Annotated in this window: 16 protein-coding genes; 8 read left to right on the top strand and 8 right to left on the bottom strand. The window is 66.8% G+C overall.

The window, feature by feature from the left end; translation table 11 throughout:
• Positions 1–2 precede the first annotated feature (2 nt).
• Together RMET_RS13975 and cobC are read left to right on the top strand one after the other, a co-directional pair.
• Positions 3–782, top strand: a complete 780-nt coding sequence (locus RMET_RS13975; protein WP_011517355.1) for an adenosylcobinamide-GDP ribazoletransferase — start codon at positions 3–5, stop codon at positions 780–782.
• Positions 767–1,354, top strand: a complete 588-nt coding sequence (gene cobC / locus RMET_RS13970; protein ID WP_011517354.1) for an alpha-ribazole phosphatase family protein — start codon at positions 767–769, stop codon at positions 1,352–1,354. The genes RMET_RS13975 and cobC overlap by 16 nt, the downstream gene beginning before the upstream one ends.
• A 10-nt stretch (positions 1,355–1,364) precedes the next feature.
• Here cobC and RMET_RS13965 read toward each other — a convergent pair whose 3' ends face one another.
• The 4 genes from RMET_RS13965 to cobU are packed head-to-tail and all read right to left on the bottom strand — an operon-like array spanning position 1,365 to position 4,869.
• A complete protein-coding gene (locus RMET_RS13965) occupies positions 1,365–2,267 on the bottom strand; it encodes a cobalamin-binding protein (RefSeq protein WP_011517353.1) in 903 nt (300 codons plus the stop codon).
• Between the two features lie 6 nt (positions 2,268–2,273).
• Positions 2,274–3,305: a threonine-phosphate decarboxylase CobD gene (gene cobD / locus RMET_RS13960; protein WP_011517352.1), complete on the bottom strand. Its 1,032-nt coding sequence runs from the start codon at positions 3,303–3,305 to the stop codon at positions 2,274–2,276.
• Positions 3,302–4,282, bottom strand: coding sequence for an adenosylcobinamide-phosphate synthase CbiB (gene cbiB / locus RMET_RS13955; RefSeq protein WP_011517351.1), 981 nt, complete (start codon positions 4,280–4,282; stop codon positions 3,302–3,304). Before cbiB ends, cobD begins: the two co-directional genes overlap by 4 nt.
• Positions 4,279–4,869 carry a bifunctional adenosylcobinamide kinase/adenosylcobinamide-phosphate guanylyltransferase gene (gene cobU, locus RMET_RS13950; RefSeq protein ID WP_024569062.1) on the bottom strand — a complete coding sequence of 197 codons (591 nt, stop codon included), beginning with the start codon at positions 4,867–4,869 and terminating at the stop codon, positions 4,279–4,281. Before cobU ends, cbiB begins: the two co-directional genes overlap by 4 nt.
• A 279-nt stretch (positions 4,870–5,148) precedes the next feature.
• Here cobU and RMET_RS13945 point away from each other — a divergent pair, with 279 nt between their 5' ends.
• Both RMET_RS13945 and RMET_RS13940 read left to right on the top strand, forming a co-directional pair.
• Positions 5,149–6,600 carry a cobyric acid synthase gene (locus tag RMET_RS13945; protein WP_029309746.1) on the top strand — a complete coding sequence of 484 codons (1,452 nt, stop codon included), beginning with the start codon at positions 5,149–5,151 and terminating at the stop codon, positions 6,598–6,600.
• 128 nt (positions 6,601–6,728) lie between these two features.
• Positions 6,729–7,391, top strand: a complete 663-nt coding sequence (locus tag RMET_RS13940) for a ParA family protein (protein ID WP_011517348.1) — start codon at positions 6,729–6,731, stop codon at positions 7,389–7,391.
• On the opposite strand, the gene RMET_RS13935 is transcribed toward RMET_RS13940, so the two are convergent.
• Entirely contained in the window at positions 7,363–7,938 is a 576-nt protein-coding gene (locus RMET_RS13935) for a GNAT family N-acetyltransferase (protein ID WP_011517347.1), read from the bottom strand. The genes RMET_RS13940 and RMET_RS13935 overlap by 29 nt on opposite strands.
• 135 nt (positions 7,939–8,073) lie before the next feature.
• Here RMET_RS13935 and RMET_RS13930 point away from each other — a divergent pair, with 135 nt between their 5' ends.
• On the top strand, positions 8,074–9,255 hold the full coding sequence (locus RMET_RS13930; protein WP_011517346.1) for a PepSY-associated TM helix domain-containing protein: 1,182 nt from the start codon (positions 8,074–8,076) through the stop codon (positions 9,253–9,255).
• 104 nt (positions 9,256–9,359) lie between these two features.
• On the opposite strand, the gene panC is transcribed toward RMET_RS13930, so the two are convergent.
• From panC to RMET_RS13915, 3 genes are all read right to left on the bottom strand, one after another.
• Complete coding sequence (gene panC, locus RMET_RS13925; protein WP_011517345.1) at positions 9,360–10,202, bottom strand: pantoate--beta-alanine ligase; 843 nt, start codon at positions 10,200–10,202, stop codon at positions 9,360–9,362.
• Positions 10,203–10,363: 161 nt separating this feature from the next.
• Complete coding sequence (locus RMET_RS13920; RefSeq protein ID WP_011517344.1) at positions 10,364–11,269, bottom strand: segregation and condensation protein A; 906 nt, start codon at positions 11,267–11,269, stop codon at positions 10,364–10,366.
• Positions 11,270–11,291: 22 nt separating this feature from the next.
• A complete protein-coding gene (locus RMET_RS13915) occupies positions 11,292–11,483 on the bottom strand; it encodes a DUF3460 family protein (protein WP_011517343.1) in 192 nt (63 codons plus the stop codon).
• Between the two features lie 157 nt (positions 11,484–11,640).
• On the opposite strand from RMET_RS13915, the gene RMET_RS13910 reads away from it, so the two are divergent.
• Genes RMET_RS13910 through bamE form a run of 3 tightly spaced genes read left to right on the top strand, consistent with a single transcriptional unit; the run spans position 11,641 to position 18,343 of the window.
• Complete coding sequence (locus tag RMET_RS13910; protein ID WP_029309744.1) at positions 11,641–13,566, top strand: autotransporter assembly complex protein TamA; 1,926 nt, start codon at positions 11,641–11,643, stop codon at positions 13,564–13,566.
• Positions 13,566–17,744, top strand: a complete 4,179-nt coding sequence (locus tag RMET_RS13905) for a translocation/assembly module TamB domain-containing protein (RefSeq protein WP_011517341.1) — start codon at positions 13,566–13,568, stop codon at positions 17,742–17,744. Before RMET_RS13910 ends, RMET_RS13905 begins: the two co-directional genes overlap by 1 nt.
• Positions 17,745–17,794: 50 nt before the next feature.
• Positions 17,795–18,343 (top strand): outer membrane protein assembly factor BamE domain-containing protein, encoded by a 549-nt coding sequence (bamE, locus tag RMET_RS13900; protein WP_008651770.1) that lies wholly within the window; start codon positions 17,795–17,797, stop codon positions 18,341–18,343.
• The last annotated feature ends 33 nt before the right edge of the window (positions 18,344–18,376 follow it).

The raw sequence follows: 18,376 nt of genomic DNA, 5'->3' as shown, positions 1-18,376 counted from the left end.
CCATGATGGCCAACGAACTCCGCTTCTTTCTCACTGCCGTCGGCTACTTCACGCGCGTGCCGTTGCCGGCGCGGCTGGCGAGCTGGGTGGGGTTCGAGCCGCACTTCCTGAATGCCGCGTCGCGCTACTTCCCGCTGGTGGGGTTGATCGTTGGCGCCTTCGGCGCGCTGGTGACATGGGGCGCGCTGTCGTTCTGGTCCCCGTCGGTGGCGATCGTGCTCGGCATGGCGGCCACGTTGCTGTTCACCGGCGCGTTTCACGAGGATGGCCTGGCGGATTGCGTCGATGCCTTCGGTGGTGGCTATCGCCGCGAGGATGTGCTGAGGATCATGCACGACTCGCGCGTGGGCGCGTTTGGCGCGATCGCCATTGTGGTGGCGCTGTTGCTGAAGTGGCAACTGCTGGTATCGGTGGCGGAATCGGGCGGTGCGATGGTGCTGCTGGTGTTGCTGGTGGCGGCGCATGGAGCCAGCCGCGCGATGGCGATCACGTTCCTGGCCACGCATGACTATGTGCGTGCCGAGGGCAAGGCCAAGCCGGTGGCGCAGCGCCTGTTTGGTGTCGGACTGGTTTTCGCGCTGGCGTGCGGCGTCGTGCCGCTGTTGTGGCTGTCGCCGCTATTCGCGGGCGTGGCGATTCTGGTGCTGGCCGTGGTGCGTGCCGCGCTGGGTGCGTACTTCGTGCGTCGTATCGGCGGCTATACCGGCGACTGCCTCGGTATGGCGCAGCAGCTTGCCGAATTGTCGATCTACCTGGTGGCGGCGGCATGGAAGTGGTCCTGATCCGGCATGTCCGGCCCGATGTGGCGCCGGGCGTTTGCTACGGCGCGCTCGATCTGAAACTGGCGCAGCCGGTCAGTCCGGCGCCGGAGCGGATCGTACGCTTGCTCGGCGATTTGCCGCCCTCACGTCTGGTGACGAGTCCGGCGGTGCGTGCGACGGAGACCGCGGCGCTACTGTCCGCGCATGTCGAGATGCCCGTCCGCGAAATCGAGCCCCGGCTGCGAGAGCTTGATTTTGGCGCGTGGGAAGGCAAGGCGTGGAGCGAGATTCCGCGCGATGCGCTTGACCTGTGGGCGGCGGACCTGATGGGCGCGTGCCCGCACGGTGGCGAAAGCGCGCAGCAGGTGATGGCACGAGTGACGGCGTGGGCTGACACGCTCGACGCAAGCTCGGGCGATTGCCTCTGGGCCGTCTCCCATGCGGGGCCGATGCGGATGCTGGCCGCGCACTGGCTTGGGCTGACGCTGTCCCAGACGCTGCAGTGGGAGCTTGAGTTCGGGGCGACCTGTCACTTCCACCTGGGGAAGCGGCAGGCCCGACTGGGGTGGTGGAACCGGAGCGCCAAGGCGTAGCGCGCCAGCATCAGCCTGGCCGCCGTGACCTCGCCACGTCCAGGTCCTTGCAAATCTCCGCCGCGCCCTGGGCCACGCGCGGGCCAGCGCGATTGACCAGATCGCCGTCAATCACGAACAGGTTGTTGCGTGCCACGGCCGTAACCTGCTTCCACTTCTCCCACATCGCAAAGTCCGCGAGCGGCTTGTCGGATCGCGTGGCGCCCATACCGGCGGTCAGCATGACCTCGGGGTTGCCCGCGACCACGGCTTCGACCGAGACCGTTGGCACCAGTGCCGCTTCCTTCCCGAACAGGTTGCGACCGCCGCATAGCGCGAGCAGGTCGCTGACCATGTGCTCGCCGTTCAGCGTCATCAGCGGCTGCTGCCAGACCTGATAGAACACGGTCACGGGCGGGCGGCCCGCGTAGGTTTTGCGCAGCGTGCTTACCTGCTGGCGGAAATCGGTAGCGGCGCGGTGGGCCACGGGCGTGGTGCCCATCAGCGTGCCGAGCTTTTCCAGATTGTCGGCGATGCCATCGAGCTTGCGTGGCTCGCTGAAGAACAGCGGCATGCCGAGCGCGCGCAGGCGGTCGGTCTGCTTCTGCGCGTTACCGTGGCGCCAGACCACGATGAGGTCGGGTTTGAGCGCGGCGATCCGTTCGAGATCGAGCGCCTTGTTGTCACCCACGCGCGGAATATCGCGCGCCTGCGGCGGGTAGTCGCTGTAGCTGACTGTGCCGACGATGCGGTCGCCGCCGCCCGCTGCGAAGATCAGTTCGGTCACGTGCGGCGCCAGAGAGACGATGCGGCGTGCCGGCTGCGCCAGCGTGACGGTCTCGCCCGCATCGTCGACCACGGAGACCGCGGCATGCGCCGGCATGGCGGCAATCAGCAGGGCACTTGCTGCACTCGCTACGTAGAAGGCTTTCATCGGAATTCAGGTCAGGGAAGGGAGTGCGTGGCGTGCGTGGCCAAGCGCGGCATCCAGCCGTTGCCATGCCGCGTCGTCGTTAGGTGGCAAGCCAAAGCGCAGGCTGCTCGGGCATCCGCCGGCTGCGTCGAACAGGCGTGTCCAGACGCCTTGCCGAGCCAGGGCTTCATGCAGGCTGCCGGCCCGCGCGTCGGGCACCCAGCTGAACAATGGCTGCGACACGGGCGACAGGCCATGGTCGCGCAGCAGTATCGCCAGTCGTTGTCCTGCCGCGCTCAGCGATGTGCGTGTGGCGGCCTGCCACGCGGTGTCGGTCAGCGCGATGCGTGCCACGGCGCGTGCCGGGCCCGACACGGTCCAGTGGCCAAGCTGATCGGCCAGGGCGTCGAGCAGGGCCGGCTGTGCCAGCACGAAGCCGCAGCGCACACCCGCGAGACCATAGAACTTGCCAAGCGAACGCAGCACGATCAGTCCCGGTGCCGCGCTGCTTCCGGCCAGCGATGCCGCACCGGTGCAATCGATAAAAGCCTCGTCGACGATCAGCGTGCCGCCGCGCGATGCCAGTCGCTCATGCCAGTGCCGCAGGGTGTCGATGGGCAACAGCCGGGCCGTCGGGTTGTTCGGATTGACGACGACGAGGTGATCGAGCGCATCGGCCAGATCCGCACGCTGGAAGTCGGCCTCGTCCAGCGGAGTGACGGTGTGTCCTGCCTGTGCGAAGGCCGGCGCGTATTCGCTGTAGCCGAGCGCGGCGATGCCGACGCGCCCCGGGCGCAGCAGTCGCGGCAGGGTGCGGATGGCGGCCTGCGAGCCGGCCACGGGCAGCGCGTGCGCGGCGCCATAGGCCTGCGCGGCGATGCCCGCCAGGCCATCATCGTCCTGTGGCAGGCGCTGCCAGGCGTCAGCGGGTAGGAGGGGCACCGGATAGCCGTCGGGATTGATGCCGGTCGACAGGTCGAGCCACGTTTCCGCCGGGCGGCCATAGCGGCGCACGGCGGCGAGCAGGTTGCCGCCGTGGCGGATCGGTGCGTGGGTCATGGCGTGCGCTCCAGCAGTCCGGCGAGCAGGTCGACCAGCGGCACGCTCAGCATCGCCAGACCGAGCCACAGCCACACCGCGCGCTGCACCAGCCGAAGACAGGCGCGGATGTGGATGGCCGCGGGCGCGTCACCGGCGCCGAGCGGCGGTCGCTCTTCCCACTCGCCGTGATAGCGCGCGCCGCCGCCCAAAGCCACGCCCACGGCGCCCGCGCCGGCCGCCATCACCGGACCGGCATTGGGGCTCGACCACGCGCGTGCCTGGGTGCGCCAGCAGCGCAGCGCCTGCGCCGTTGCGCCGAGCGATGCATAGGAGAGCGCGGTCAGTCGCGCCGGAACGAAATTGAGTACGTCGTCGATGCGTGCCGCCGCCCAGCCGAACATCAGCCAGCGTGGCGTGCGATAGCCCCACATCGCGTCCAGCGTATTGGCCAGACGGAACACGATCACGGCCGGCGCGCCGCCGATCAGGAACCAGAACAGCGCGCCGAAGATCGCATCGTTGCCGTTCTCCAGCGCCGATTCGCACGCGGCGCGGGCCAGCGCCTCGGCGTCGGCATCCTCGGTGTCACGCGAGACGATGCATGCGGTAAGCCGGCGCGCGGCGTACAGGTCGCCGCGTGTCAGGGCGCCGGCGATCGGAGCGATGTGTTGAGAGAGGCTGCGGGCGCCAAGCGCCGCATAGAGCGCCACTGCATGGAGCACCCAGGCCAGCGCGGGATGCACGGCCTGCGCCAGCGAGATCAGCCACACCGCGATGGCGGCCGGCACGAGCACGACCACCGCCCACGCAATCAGGCCCGCCACGCGCTGGCGTAGCGCGCCACGTTCGGGACGATTGAGGCGATTGGCGACGGCCGTGGCCAAGCGGCCAAAGCCGACCAGCGGATGCCAGCGGCGCGGCTCGCCCAGCCAGCGATCCAGCAGAACGCCGGCGATCGCAGCCGCCACGCAGGCCGGCCAGGACAGCATGATCATGCGATGGGCGCGTCCTTGACGGCGACGGGAATGCCGGCCACAAGCAGACGCACGCGATCGGCGGCCGCGGCGAGCTTCTGGTTCAGGCGGCCAAGCTCGTCGACATAGAAGCGCGTGATGGCGCCCATCGGCACCACGCCGAAGCCGATTTCGTTGGTGACGAGGATCACGTGGCCCGGCAGCATCGGCAGCGCGGTCATCAGCGCGTCGATCTCCTCGGTGAAGGCCGGTGGCGGCGTGATGACACCGTGCTCGGGATAGTCGCGGCTTTCGCTGAAGATCAGGTTGTTGAGCCACAGCGTCACGCAGTCCACCAGAATGCAACCGTCGTGACGGGCATGGCCGTAGAGCGCGTCGGCCAGATGCACCGGCTCTTCCACGAGGGTCCAGTCAGCCGGCCGGCGCGCGCGATGCAGCGCTATGCGCAATTCCATCTCTTCGTCGGTGGAATCGACATCGTGGCGCGCCGTGGCGATATAGGTGACCGGGCCACGTGTCAGTGCCGCATGGTCCGTGGCGAGCTGCTCCGCGAAATGGCTCTTGCCCGATCGCGCACCGCCGATCACGAGCGTCAACTGGCGCGGCATCGACATGCTCGCGTGCGGCTCATGGGTGGGCCGGGCTTCCGGCTCGCCGGCCACGGTGGCGCCCGCCGATGCTGGTTCGGCGGAGGGCGAGATGTTGAGTGCCTGGGCGATGGCCTTGGTCTTCATGCGACGTATTGTAGCCGTCCGCATCGATCTTGCAGACTGGTGCGCCAGACCTCCCGCGCGCCAGGACGATGCTGCGATAATCGCGCGATGCGCGACGAACCTGCTTCCCGAACCGATTTCCTCCCGGCTGGGCGTGCCCTGCACGGCACCCTGATGATCCAGGGCACCACTTCCGACGCGGGCAAGAGCACCGTCGTGGCCGGCCTTTGCCGGGTGCTGGCGCGGGCCGGGGTGCCGGTGGCGCCGTTCAAGCCGCAGAACATGGCGCTGAACAGCGCGGTGACCGTCGATGGTGGCGAAATCGGCCGGGCGCAGGCGCTGCAGGCGCAGGCTGCCGGACTGGCGCCCCATACCGACATGAATCCCGTCCTGCTCAAACCCAGTAGCGATACCGGCGCGCAGGTCATCATCCATGGCCGCGCGCGGATGGATCTGGACGCGCGTGCCTATCACGACTACAAGCCACGGGCGATGGCCGCTGTGCTGGAAAGCCATGAGCGGCTGGCGCAGGCGTACGACGTGGTGCTGGTGGAGGGCGCGGGCAGTCCGGCGGAAGTGAACCTGCGCGATCGCGATATCGCCAACATGGGGTTCGCGGAGCGCGTGGACTGCCCGGTGGTGATCGTGGCCGATATCGACCGGGGCGGCGTGTTCGCGCACCTGGTCGGCACGCTCGATTGCCTGTCCGAGACGGAGCGCACGCGCGTGACCGGTTTCATCATCAACCGCTTCCGCGGCGATATCGCGCTGCTCGAACCCGGGCTGGACTGGCTCACAGCGCGTACCGGCAAACCCGTGTTCGGGGTGCTGCCGTATCTGCATGGCCTGCACCTCGATGCCGAGGATGCGATCGTCAGCGCCCAGGTGGCCGGGCAGGCGGGCGGGAGCGAAGTGCTACGTGTGATCGTCCCGGTGCTGCCGCGGATTTCGAACCATACAGATTTTGACGCGCTGCGAGCCCACCCGGGCGTCGATCTCCAGTTCATCGGCCCGGGGATGCCGATTCCGCCTGCGGATCTCGTGATCCTGCCGGGCAGCAAGAGCGTGCGCGCGGATCTGGCCTTCCTGCGTGCCAATGGCTGGGATCGCGCGTTGCGGCGGCACCTGCGTTATGGCGGCAAGCTGATCGGCATCTGTGGTGGCATGCAGATGCTGGGGCGGAGCATTCACGACCCTGATGGAAGGGAGGGGCCCGCGGGCACGAGCGACGGCCTCGCGCTGCTCGATTTCGAAACCACGCTGGCGCCAGAAAAGCAGTTACGGCGCGTGGCGGGGCGGCTTGCCGATGGCAATGACGCGACGGTGCGCGGCTACGAGATTCACCTCGGGGTTACCGAGGGCCCGGCGCTGGCCCGGCCAGCGCTGTGGCTTGAGGGTGACAGACCGGACGGCGCCCGATCCGACGATGGTCAGGTACTGGCGACCTACGTCCACGGCCTGTTCGACGATCCCGCCGCGTGCGGCGCGCTGCTGCGCTGGGCCGGGCTCGGTCAGGCTGAAGGCGTCGACCTCGATGCGCTGCGCGAGGCGTCGCTCGACAGGCTGGCCGACAGCCTCGCCGCCAATCTCGATCTGGGGGCGCTGTTCGCGCCGCTGGGTCGTTAGCCCGGGCGGCACGCTACACTTGCGGAGTTGTCGGAGAGTCGGGGCGGCCTGCCATGACGCCGTGCGCCCGGTGAAGTCGAGAGTCTTGTTGTCGTTCATGGCACCCAATCGGACATTGGAGGACTTTCATGCCGGTAGTCGTGATCGCCAATCCAAAGGGGGGTGTGGGCAAGACCACGCTGGCCACCAACCTTGCCGGATACTTCGCCCGCCATGGGCACGCCGTGATGCTGGGCGATACCGATCGTCAGCAGTCGTCACGCGCCTGGCTGAACCTGCGGCCTGAATCGGCGCCGCCGATCTCGACCTGGGACATCGACGCCGACAATATCGCCCGCCCTCCGAAGGGCACCACGCACGTGGTGCTGGACACGCCCGCCGGCCTGCATGGCTGGCGCTACTCTGATGTCATGAAACTGGCGCACCGCGTCGTGGTGCCCCTGCAGCCGTCCATGTTCGACATCCTGGCCACGCAGGACTTCCTGGCCAAGCTGGCTGGTGACAAGCGCGTGCGGCACGGCGAGGTGCCGGTAGGCGTGATCGGTATGCGCGTGGACGTGCGTACCCGCGCAGCAGAGCAACTCCAGCGCTTTGTCGAAGGATTGGGCCTACCGGTGCTTGGCTACCTGCGCGATACGCAGAACTACGTCCAACTGGCCGCGCACGGCCTGACGCTGTGGGACGTGGCGCCGTCGCGCGTGGCGCGTGACTGGGAACAATGGCAGCCGATCCTGCGCTGGCTCGACGGCAAGGGTGGCGTCGTTACCGAGGGGCCGGCTGCAGTCGGCTGACCAGTACTGGCACCTCGTTCCAGGTCACGCGGCGGATCGTTACCATGATGTCGGTCCCCGGAAACGGGTCGTCGAAGCTGTCCGACTCTACGCCTCCCAGGCGCCGGTAGAACTCCCGCGCCGATGTGTTGCCGTCCAGCACGTACAGGAACAGCGGCTTGCCGGGCCACCGGCGCGCCGTGTAGTCGGCCCAATGCGCGAGCAGCAGCTTGCCGTAGCCGTGTCCGTGATACGTTTTGCGCACATGCAGGTTATCCAGATAAATGCCGTAGCCCGGCTCCGCCAGCGGCATCAGACACGCGAAACCGGCGGCCTGACCATCCACAAGCAGGATATTGACTTCCAGCGGTGCCTCCGCGCCGTCCACCAGCCGCGCGCGCCAAGTGGCGAGGCGCTCCGCCGGCGTGTGCTGTTCGAGATACTCGGTGGGTATCAGGCCGGCATAGGTGTCGCGCCAACTCTCGGCGTGCATGGTGGCAATCAGCGCTACGTCGGCTGGCGTCGCCTGAACAAGTTCGATCTGATGGGGCATGGAACTGGGCGTCATGGGGCGGTGACGGGTTTGCGCTGCTAGAATCGCGAATCTTTCGCATTTGCATTTGCGAAGGCTTGCGCCAGGCGGCATTCGGATTGTTTTCTGAAGTGCCTTGCGCGCCTCGTACAAGCATCTACAAATCCTACAATGCTCTCCGGTCGTTTGCGCACGTTTTTCGTAAAACTGCACCTATATATTGGCCTGGTCTTTGGCGTGCTCTTCATCCTGATGGGCCTGACCGGCACCGCCATCTCATGGCGTGACGAGATCGACAAGTGGCTGAATCCGGACCTGCTGCAGGCCGTATCCGCCACACGCATCCCGGTGGGGGCCGCCACGGTGGAGTCCGTGACCGCGAAGCTGATGGCCGATCCTCACTTCGGCAAGCCGAACCTGCTGATGTTGCCCACCGACGAGCACGACGTGTTCGTAGCGTACTACCCGATAAAGGGGCCCGAGGCCGGCCCCGGACGCTTCCGCCAGGTGATGATCGACCCGATCACGCTGGCCGTAAAGGGCGAGCGACTGTGGGGCGTGCCGGGGCTGTCGCGGCAGGCACTGATGCCTACGGTCTTCCATCTCCACCGCTACCTGCTGTCCGGCGATACGGGCAAGACGATCACCGGCGTGACCGGCATGATGCTGTTCATCAGCGTGCTGCTGGGCGTGGTGCTGTGGTGGCCCAAGTTCAAGTGGCGCTCGCTGAAGCAGTCGGTGCGCATCACGCACGGCGGCTCATGGTCGCGGTTCATCTACACGAGCCATCGTGCGGGCGGGATCTTCGTGGCGCCGATCCTGGCGACCATCGCGTTTTCCGGCTGGTACCTGAACCTGCCGAAGTGGGTCACGCCGATCATCGCCAGCGTTGCGACGCTGAGCCCGCAGATCAAGCCGGTTTCGGATCCGGCCCCGGAGGGCACGCATGCCATCACGCCGGCTCAGGCGATGACAGCGGCGCAGAAGCAGTTCCCGGATGCGGCAGTGACGCGCATCAGCTTGCCGCGCAAGCCCGGCGACGCCTATGAGGTACGCCTGCGCCAGGAAGGCGAGGTACGTGCCGATACCGGGGCCACGCGGCTCTGGCTCGACGCCTACACCGGCCGCCCGCTGGCCGTGCGCGATCCACGCAACGCGGCGTCTGGCGATACCATCATCAACTGGCTGTTCCCGCTGCACACGGGCGAGGCGTTTGGCTCTTGGGGGCGCGCGTTCATCACCGTGTTCGGTCTGGTGCCGCTGGCATTCGCGGTGACCGGCGTGCTGATCTGGTGGAAGCGCCGCAGCGGCCATCGCCGGCATCTGGAGCGCGAACGGCTGCGGCGGGCCTGAGGGTTCAGCCGTTCAAGAAGCAGTTCAAGAAGCAAAAAGCCTGCGGCAAGTGCGCAGGCTTTTTTTGTTGCGGGGTCGGATCGCTCTTGCGTTCAGATTCGCGCTCAGATCTCCAGGTTGTCGATCAACCGGGTAGCGCCGAGCTTGGCCGCCGTCAGCACCACCAGCGGGGCGCCGGCCGCGAATTCCTCGCGGGTCGGGGGCTGCAGGTTGTCCTGTTTGCGAATCGACACATAGTCGGGCTTCCAGCCACGGGCCTGCAGGCGGGCCAGCGCGTCGGCCTCGACGGCCAGCAGGTCCACGCCATCGCCGCCCAGCACGGTGTCACGCACTTCGTGCAGCGTCTTGTAGAGCACCGGCGCCTCGGCGCGCTCGGTCTCGCCGAGGTAGCGGTTGCGCGACGAGAGGGCCAGCCCATCCTCGGCTCGGATGGTTTCGGCCGGAATGATGTCCACCGGCAGCGCGAACTGCTTGGCCATGCGGCGCACGATCATCAACTGCTGGTAGTCCTTCTTGCCGAACACCGCCACGCGCGGCTGCACGCAGCAGAACAGCTTCATCACCACCGTGCAGACGCCTTTGAAGAAGCCCGGGCGGAATTCACCTTCGAGGATGTCACCCAGGTCATGCGGCGGGTCCACGCGGTACTCCTGCGGCACCGGATACATGTCCGACTCGGTCGGCGCGAACAGTACGTAGACGCCTTCGCTCTGCAGCTTCTCGATGTCGTCCTGCAGCGTGCGCGGGTATTTGTCGAAGTCCTCGTTCGGGCCGAACTGCAGGCGGTTGACGAAGATCGACGCCACCACGGGGTCTCCATGCTGGCGGGCCAGCCGCATCAGCGACAGGTGGCCTTCGTGCAGGTTACCCATGGTCGGGACGAAAGCGACGCGGTTCTGTCCGCGCAACTGGTCCCGCAGCGCCTGGATGGAGGAGATGACTTTCATGAATGTCGTGTGCGGTCGTGGTAGGGGAGCGTCCCGAAGTCGGACTTCACCCGTGCCTGGCTCTCATGGCAGACGTCGGCCGGGCTGTCGGCGGATTGTAGAGCATCATCGCGGCTTCAGGCCGCGCGACGCCCTTCGTATTGTCCGATATCCGGGTAAGTCTACGCGGGCGTGTACGCCAATCGCACATAGATTGGCGCGAACGGCTCGGCCTGCGTGATCTCGACCAGCGATTCGCGCGAGAGCTCGAGCATGGCGATGAAGTTCACCACTACCACGGGCACCCCCTTGCCGGACCGGATCGCATCTTCGAACAGTTCGCTGAATTCCATGAAGCGCGCGTGCTGCAGCCGGCGCAGGATCTGGCTCATGTGCTCGCGCACGGACAGTTCCTCGCGCGAGATCTTGTGGTGCTGGTTCAGCTTGGCGCGTCTGAGCACGTCGGCCCAGGCGGACTGCAGGTCCAGCGTTTCCACGTCGGGGAAGCGGGGCGCCAGGCTTTGCTCGATGAATACCTGCGAGCGCAGGAAGTCGCGGCCGAGCTGCGGCACCGTGTCCAGGCGCTGGGCGGCCAGCTTCATCTGCTCGTATTCCAGCAGACGCCGCACCAGTTCCGCACGCGGATCCTCGGCTTCCTCGTCGCTGTCGGCCTTCTTCACCGGCAGCAGCATGCGGGACTTGATCTCGATGAGCATCGCCGCCATCAGCAGGTATTCGGCGGCCAGTTCCAGGTTGCGCTTGCGGATCTGCTCGATGTACGAGAGATACTGACGCGTCACCTGGGCCATCGGGATGTCCAGCACGTTGAAGTTCTGCTTGCGGATCAGGTACAGCAGCAGGTCCAGCGGGCCTTCGAAGGCCTCCAGGAACACCTCGAGCGCGTCTGGCGGGATGTACAGGTCCTGCGGCAGCTTGAACAGCGGCTCGCCATACAGGCGCGCGAACGCCAGGCCGTCGACCATGTCGGCGGCGCTGGTGGCGGAACCGGCACCAGCTACGCTGGGCAGTTCGACCGGCAGGCTCAGCTTTTCCTGCGCGGCCTGTTCCTGCGGATCGCTTGGGTGCATCGGGGGCGTCCCGGCGGGGAGATCAGTTCTCGGAGGCGTACACGTACGGCTTCTGGGCCACGCGCGACGCGTCGGCGCGAGCGCGCTCCTCCAGATCGATCGGGGCCTTGTCCCACAGCAGGGCACGGCCTTCGCGCTGTTCAGCGTCCAGGGACGGGCGCTCCTGCTTGAGCGTCTTCAGGAACTGGGTGATATCCGATTCGTACATGGCCATGGTGAAACCTTGTGCCCTCTGGGCGGCGTTGGGGATGTTGGGGCTGGATTTTACCGTATTGGAGGCCGCTAAAAGAATTTTGAAATTTGGTGTCGGACTGACGTGGCTCTTGCGGCGGTGTGGTCAAATAGCGACTTTGCGGGTAGACACCGACAGGATGAGGATTGACTTGGGCCACCTGGCCGGAATGGTCGCTGCTGGCAGGACGCCGACTAGCCACCGGAGTGCCGGGCGGGTTGCGCGTCTGGCCGGGCTCGTCCTGACGTTCCTGCTGGCCCTGCACGCGCCCCTCGGCCATGCCGCCAAGGCGGCCTACAAGGTGGAGATCGACGCGCCGGATGCGCTCAAGGGCATCCTGCAGGAACACCTCGATCTGGCCCGCTACACCGATCGCACCGACATTTCCGACGACCAGTTCCAGTACATGGTGGAGACCGTGGACGACCAGGTGCGTCAGTTCGCGTCCACCGAGGGCTGGTTCGATCCGGTGACCAAGGCCACCGTGGAAGGTGAGGGCGACAAACGGGTGGTCCACATTTCGGTCGATCCCGGCGCGCGCACGCTGATCCGCGCCGTGGATGTGCAGGTGACCGGCCCGGCCGCCACGCAGTCGCCTGAGCAGGTGGAGCAGATGCGCGCCAAGTGGGGATTGCCCGTTGGCGAACCGTTCCGGCAGTCCACCTGGGACAAGGCCAAGGAAGACGCGCTCGTGACGCTGCAGAGCCGCAGCTACTATGGTGCGAAGCTGGCCGCGTCGCGCGCGCGGGTCGAACCCGACGAACAGGCCGCCGATCTGTCCGCCCGGTATGAGAGCGGGCCTGCCTATATCCTCGGTCCGCTGGTGGTCGAGGGCACACGCCGCTATCCGGAGCAGATCGTCCGCAACGTGAACCCGCTGAACGTTGGTGAGCCATATCGCGTGGAGCGGCTGCTCGAACTGCAGCGCGCGGTCCAGAACCAGCCTTATTTCTCGAACGTGCAGGTCGACCTGGTGGAGCCGGCCGATGCCGTGGCCGAGGCCAAGGGCGAAGCAGGGACAGCCTCCGATGCCGCGACCGAGGCCGATGGCGCGACGACGACCACCAAGACCACCAAGGCCACGCAGCCCGATACCATCACGACCCCGGTGCGCGTGCGGGTGCGCGAGCAACCGCTGCATCGCCTCAATACCGGCGTCGGTTACACGACTGACACTGGCGCGCAGGTGAGCGGGCGGTACTCCTATTACAACCTGTTCAATCGCGCGTGGGTATTTGACTCCCAACTCAGCATCGAACAGAAGCGCCAGTACGCCTATCTGGAAACGGCGATGCCGCCCGACACGCGTACCTTCCGCAACAGTATCTACGGCAGCTACGAACGCACGATCGACGTCGAAAGCACCGATCTGACGAGCTGGCGCGCGGGTCTGAAGCGCTCGCGCTCGCGCGACAAGTACGACACCACGTTCTCGCTGGATTTCTACTACGACAACCTGTTGCCGTTCGGGGAACCGGCGCAGATCTCCAAGGCACTGGTGCCGGCGTTCGCCTGGACGCGCCGCGATGTGGACAACCCCGTGTTTCCGCGCCGGGGCAACGTGATCAGCACGCAGATCGGCGTGGCGGGCAAGGGCTTCCTGAGCGATGCCACGTTCCTGCGTCTCTATGGCCGTATCCGGCAGTACATGCCCGTGGGCAACCGCGACCTGTTCGTGGCCCGCCTGGAACTCGGCGCGGATCTGACCAAGGCCGATCCGGCGCAGGTGCCGGCGTCGCTGCGGTTCCGGGCCGGTGGTACCGACTCGATCCGCGGCTACAGCTTCCAGTCGATCGGCACGCCCGAGGGCGCCGCCGTGGTGCCGGCGCGCTACTTGGGCACCGGCAGCCTCGAATACCAGCACTGGTTCAAGCCGGACTGGGGTTTCGCCGTGTTCTGGGACGCGGGTACAGCGTCGAACAGCATCAAGGGTGTCACGATCTATAACGGCGTCGGCGTGGGCGCGCGCTGGCGCAGCCCGGTGGGCCCGGTGCAGCTCGATGTCGGTTACGGCATCCAGCAGAAGCAGTTCCGTCCGCATATCTCATTGGGAGTGGCGTTCTGATGAGTATCCCGGACATGCCCCCTGTCCCGCGCGAGACGCCGAATGCGCCGCGACCACTACGTCCTCGCCGCCGCGTGTGGCGTGTGCTGGCATGGATCGTCGGCCTGCTGGTGTTCCTGGCGATCGCGGTTATCGGCGCGGCCGCGTTCGCGCTGCATAACGAAACCGGTACGCGCCACCTCTGGGGGCTGGCCACGCGGCTGTCGGCTGGAATGCTGGCCGGGCAGTTCGATGGTGGCACCGTGGCGAGCGGGCTGCGTCTGCATGACGTGGTGTACGCCAGCGGCGACACGCGCGTCGCGATTGACCGTATCGACAGCAGATGGAAGATGACATGGTCGCCGATGCGGCTGCATGTGGAATGGCTGCGCGTGGGCAAGATCGACGCCCGACTGCCGGCTTCCGAACCCAACACGCCGCCCGCGCAAATGCCGGCGACGCTCGAGTTGCCGCTCGCGATCGATATCGACACCCTCACGCTGGGCGAACTGTCGCTGCTGCAGGGCCCGCCCGCTACGTCGAGTCCGCTGGTGCTGTCGGGCTTGTCGGGCGCGGTGCATTCGGACGGGCAGCGTCACCGCATCGTGATCGATCGACTGGTCACACCGTACGGCAAGTTGCAGGCGAACGGTCAGATCGCCGGCCGCAAGCCGTTCGCGCTGACCGTCGAGGCGTTGGCGGAGGGCCGCTGGCAGGATGAGTCGTATGAGATGACCGCGCGTGTCGATGGCTCGCTGGAGACGCTGCACGCGCAGGTCGAAGCTAACGGCGACCGGATACGTGCCCGTGCCAGTGCCGATGTGACGCCGTTTGGCGAGGTGCCATTCACGCATCTGATGGTGGACGGCGAGCGCATCAATCCACGACTGTTCAGTGCGACCGCGCCGCAGGCGAATCTGAGTGTCCATGCGGACCTGCGTCCGGTGGCCCCGGCTGCTTCCGTGTCAGCGCCAGCCGCCCGTGCTTCAGCTTCTGCCCCTGCCCCTGCATCTGCATCTGCATCTGCTTCACCGCCACCAGCCAGCGGCGCGTCCGCGAAGCCCGCGTCAAGCGCGACCGCACCGCTGACCGTGGCGGGCGAAGTGACCGTGAACAACCTCGAACCAGGGCCGCTAGACAAGGAACGCCTGCCTGTCCAGAGCGTGCAGGCCCGCGTCGAACTCAGCGAGGCGACGCAGATTCTGAGCGACCTTCGCATCGCGCTGCTGGGCAAGGCCGAGATCGTCGGCAAGGGATCGTTGCATGATGGGCGCGGCGGCTTCGACCTCGATGTGCGCCGGCTTGACGTGGCCGCGCTCTACACGAGCCTGATGCCGACGAGTTTGTCCGGCCCCGTGAGCCTGCGCCTCGAACCAGGACGCCAGAGTGTGGCCCTGGATGTGTCGGGCGGCGACATCAAGCTCTTTGCCAACGCGAGCGTCGACAAGGATGCGGTGACGCTATCCACACTGCGAGCCGGGCTCGGCAGCGGAACGCTGACCGCCGACGGCAAGCTCGGCCTCAAGGACGAGCAGGCGTTCAGCTTCAAGGGCAAACTGGCCGACTTCGACCCCGCGCGGCTGGCCAAGGTGGCGCCCGGGCGCATCAATGCGGATTTCTCGACGAGCGGATCGCTGGCGAAGGTGTTGCGCGTGGCGGTCGATTTCGGGCTCAAGGAGAGCGAGTACGCAGGACTGCCGATGACCGGCAGCGGCAAGGTGCGGCTCGAAGGCGAACGCCTGTTGCCCAGCGAGGCGTCGCTGCTGATGGCCGGTAACCAGGTCAACCTGAGTGGCAGCTTTGGCGCGCGTGGAGACCGGCTCAAGGTCAACGTCGACGCGCCGCAACTCGATCGGCTCAAGTTCGGTGTGGCGGGCCGGGCGAAGCTTGATGCCGAGATCACGGGCACGCTCAAGCGCCCCGAGATCGTTGGCGACTACAGCGCCCAGTCGCTGGTCATCGGCCCGCACAAGGTGGCGAGCGCCAGCGGCCATGCGGAACTGCGTGGTGGGCTCGATGGCACGCTGTCGGCGCAGCTTAGCGCGCGTGACTACAGTGGCCCGCAGGCCAGCCTCCGCACGCTCGACGCCAACCTTTCCGGCACGCAAGTCAATCACACCTTCGACGTGAAGGCCGCCGGCTCGCTGCATGGGCACCCCATGCAACTGACACTGGCCGGGCAGGGCGCATGGCGGGGCGATCAGGGCTGGAACGGCACGATTCACACCTTGGAGGAACGCGGCACCGTCAATCTCAGACTGGCCGCGCCGACGCAGTTGCTGGTGGCGGACCAGCACATCCGGCTCGGCCAGACCCGGCTGGTGCTGGACCGCTCGACGCTGAGTATCGACGGATTCGAGTTTGATCACGGGCGCATCCACACGCAGGGCAACCTTGACGGCGTGCAGGTGGCCCATGTGCTGGAGGTGTTGCAGGCGCTGACGGGCGAGCCGCCACCGATCCGGTCGGATCTCGTGCTCGACGGCAAGTGGAACCTGAACCTCGCCGAGACCGCGACCGGGTTTGCCGAAATCCGCCGCCGCAGCGGCGACGTTTCGGTCAATGCGGGTCGCGGCTGGGCCACGCTCGGCCTGGGCGAAACCGCGCTGCGGGCGGAGTTCGTCGGCAATCGCATGACGCTGCGTGGCGGCACCACCTCGCAGCGGATCGGCAAGCTCGACGTCGATGCGTCGGCGGGGCTGATCAGCGAGCAGGGTCTGCTGACGATTGGGTCGGCGTCCACGCTGGCTGGCACGGTGACCGCCGACATTCCACGCCTGAAATCGCTGGAGGCCCTGAGCGGGCCGCAGTTCGCGTACGACGGCAAGATTGCTGCCGCGGTGCGCCTGGGCGGCTCGGTCGGCAGTCCGTTGCTGACCGGGACGGTCGATGGCAGCGACATCGCCGTCACGCTATACGACCTGGGCATCCGCCTGACGGATGGCGTGGTGCAGATCGCGCTGGACCAGAACACGGTGGAACTCAAGCAGGTGCGCTTCCGTGGTGGCGACGGCACGGTGACGGCGACAGGCGCGGTCAAGCTCGGCGAGGCTGATCCGAACCTGACGGCCAAGATCGTGGCCGACAAGCTGCAGTTGTTCGCCAGCCCCGAGCGCACGCTGATCGTGTCCGGCGAAGCCGGCATTGCCAACGAGAATCGGAAGATCGCGATTCGCGGCAAGTTCCGCGTCGACCGAGGCCTGTTCGACCTGCCCAAGGCCGGCGCACCGGTGCTTGGCGACGATGTCGTGGTGGTGCGCAGGCGCGACCAGCGCGAAGTGAAGACGGCCGCCACGCAGGCACCCGAGACCAAGCCAGCCAGTCGTTTCAGCCCGTTGATCGATCTTGCCGTGGATCTGGGTGACAACTTCCGCTTCCGTGGCGCCGGCGCCGACCTTTTGCTGGCCGGCCAGCTTGGCGTGCGCAGCGAACCGCTGACGCCAATGCGCGCCACCGGCACGGTTCGCGTGGTAACCGGCACTTATGAGGCCTTCGGCCGCAAGCTGGAAATCGAGTACGGCTATATCAACTTCAACGGCGCGGTAGACAACCCGGGCATGAATATCCGCGCGATGCGCCGCAACCAGGAGGTGGAGGCCGGTGTCGAGGTGACGGGAACGGTGCGGTTGCCGCGCGTGCGGCTGGTATCGGAGCCGAACGTGCCTGACGAGGACAAGTTGTCATGGCTGATGTTCGGCTACGGCGCCGAGGGCGCCGGGGCGAGCCAGCAGAAGCAACTGAGCGGCGGGGCGCTCGGCGGTGCGGCGCTCGGCATGATTGGCGGCAAGGCCGGCAAAAACGTGGTGTCGCACTTCGGCATCGATGAATTCTCGATCGGACCGAGCACGGCTGGCCTGAGCGACACGCAGGTGGTGAGCGTCGGCAAGGCCGTGACCGACAAGATATCGGTGGGCTACGAACAGAGCCTGACATCGGCATCCAACGTGGTCAAGCTGACCTGGGCCTTCTCGCAACGATGGTCGTTGCTTGCCAAGGGCGGTTCGATCAACGGGCTCTCGGTGCTGTTCAACCGGCGCTTCAACAACTGGGGTAACCTGTTCTCCGGCGGTGGCGGCTCCGGCAGGCGCGCCGCCGAGGCAGCATCGGCGGCAGCCGCATCGGCCGCGGCGGCCGCCGCAGCCTCAGCTCCCGATACGGGCAAGCCCGCCGAAGCCCAGGACGACGCTACCCAGCAATGACATCCATGAAACTCCGACTCACTGACGCGTCACGCCGACGCCTTGCCGCCATGGGACTGATAGCCAGCCTGCTTGCCCTGTTTGGTTGCGACCAGCAGAAGGTCGACGAAGCCATGAAGAAGGCCGGCGACGCCGCGCGCGGCACGTGGAACAGCGTGAAGCCCGACAGCCTGCTGTTCAAGGGCATCGAGATCGGCAAGTCCACCGAGGAAGATGTGCGCCGTCAGGCCGGCAAGCCCGAGATCGTGTGGGAAGAGGCAGACGGCGGACGCCGGCTGGAGTACCCGCGTGGCCCGGAAGGCACCACCACCTGGATGGTGACGACGGGCCCGGACGGTACCGTGCGCAAGATCGAACAGGTGCTGTCCGCCGAGTCGTTCTCGCAGGTGCGGCCCGGCATGAACAAGGACCAGATCCGACGGATGCTCGGCAAGCCGACCAAGGTCGAGGCGTTCGCGCTGAAGCAGGAAGAGGTGTGGGGATACCGCTGGTATGAGAACCCGACCGAACGCGCGTTCTTCAACGTCCACTTCAACAACGACGGCATCGTTACCACGACGTCGCGAAGTGACGATCCTTCGAAGATGGGTGGCGGCTAACCAGGTCTGAGGGGGGAGGTGGTGCCGGCGATC

The organism is Cupriavidus metallidurans CH34, assembly GCF_000196015.1.
Classification (GTDB): domain Bacteria; phylum Pseudomonadota; class Gammaproteobacteria; order Burkholderiales; family Burkholderiaceae; genus Cupriavidus; species Cupriavidus metallidurans.
The sequence above is the reverse complement of the archived record's forward strand: the minus strand, read 5'-3'. Positions and strand labels throughout refer to the sequence as shown.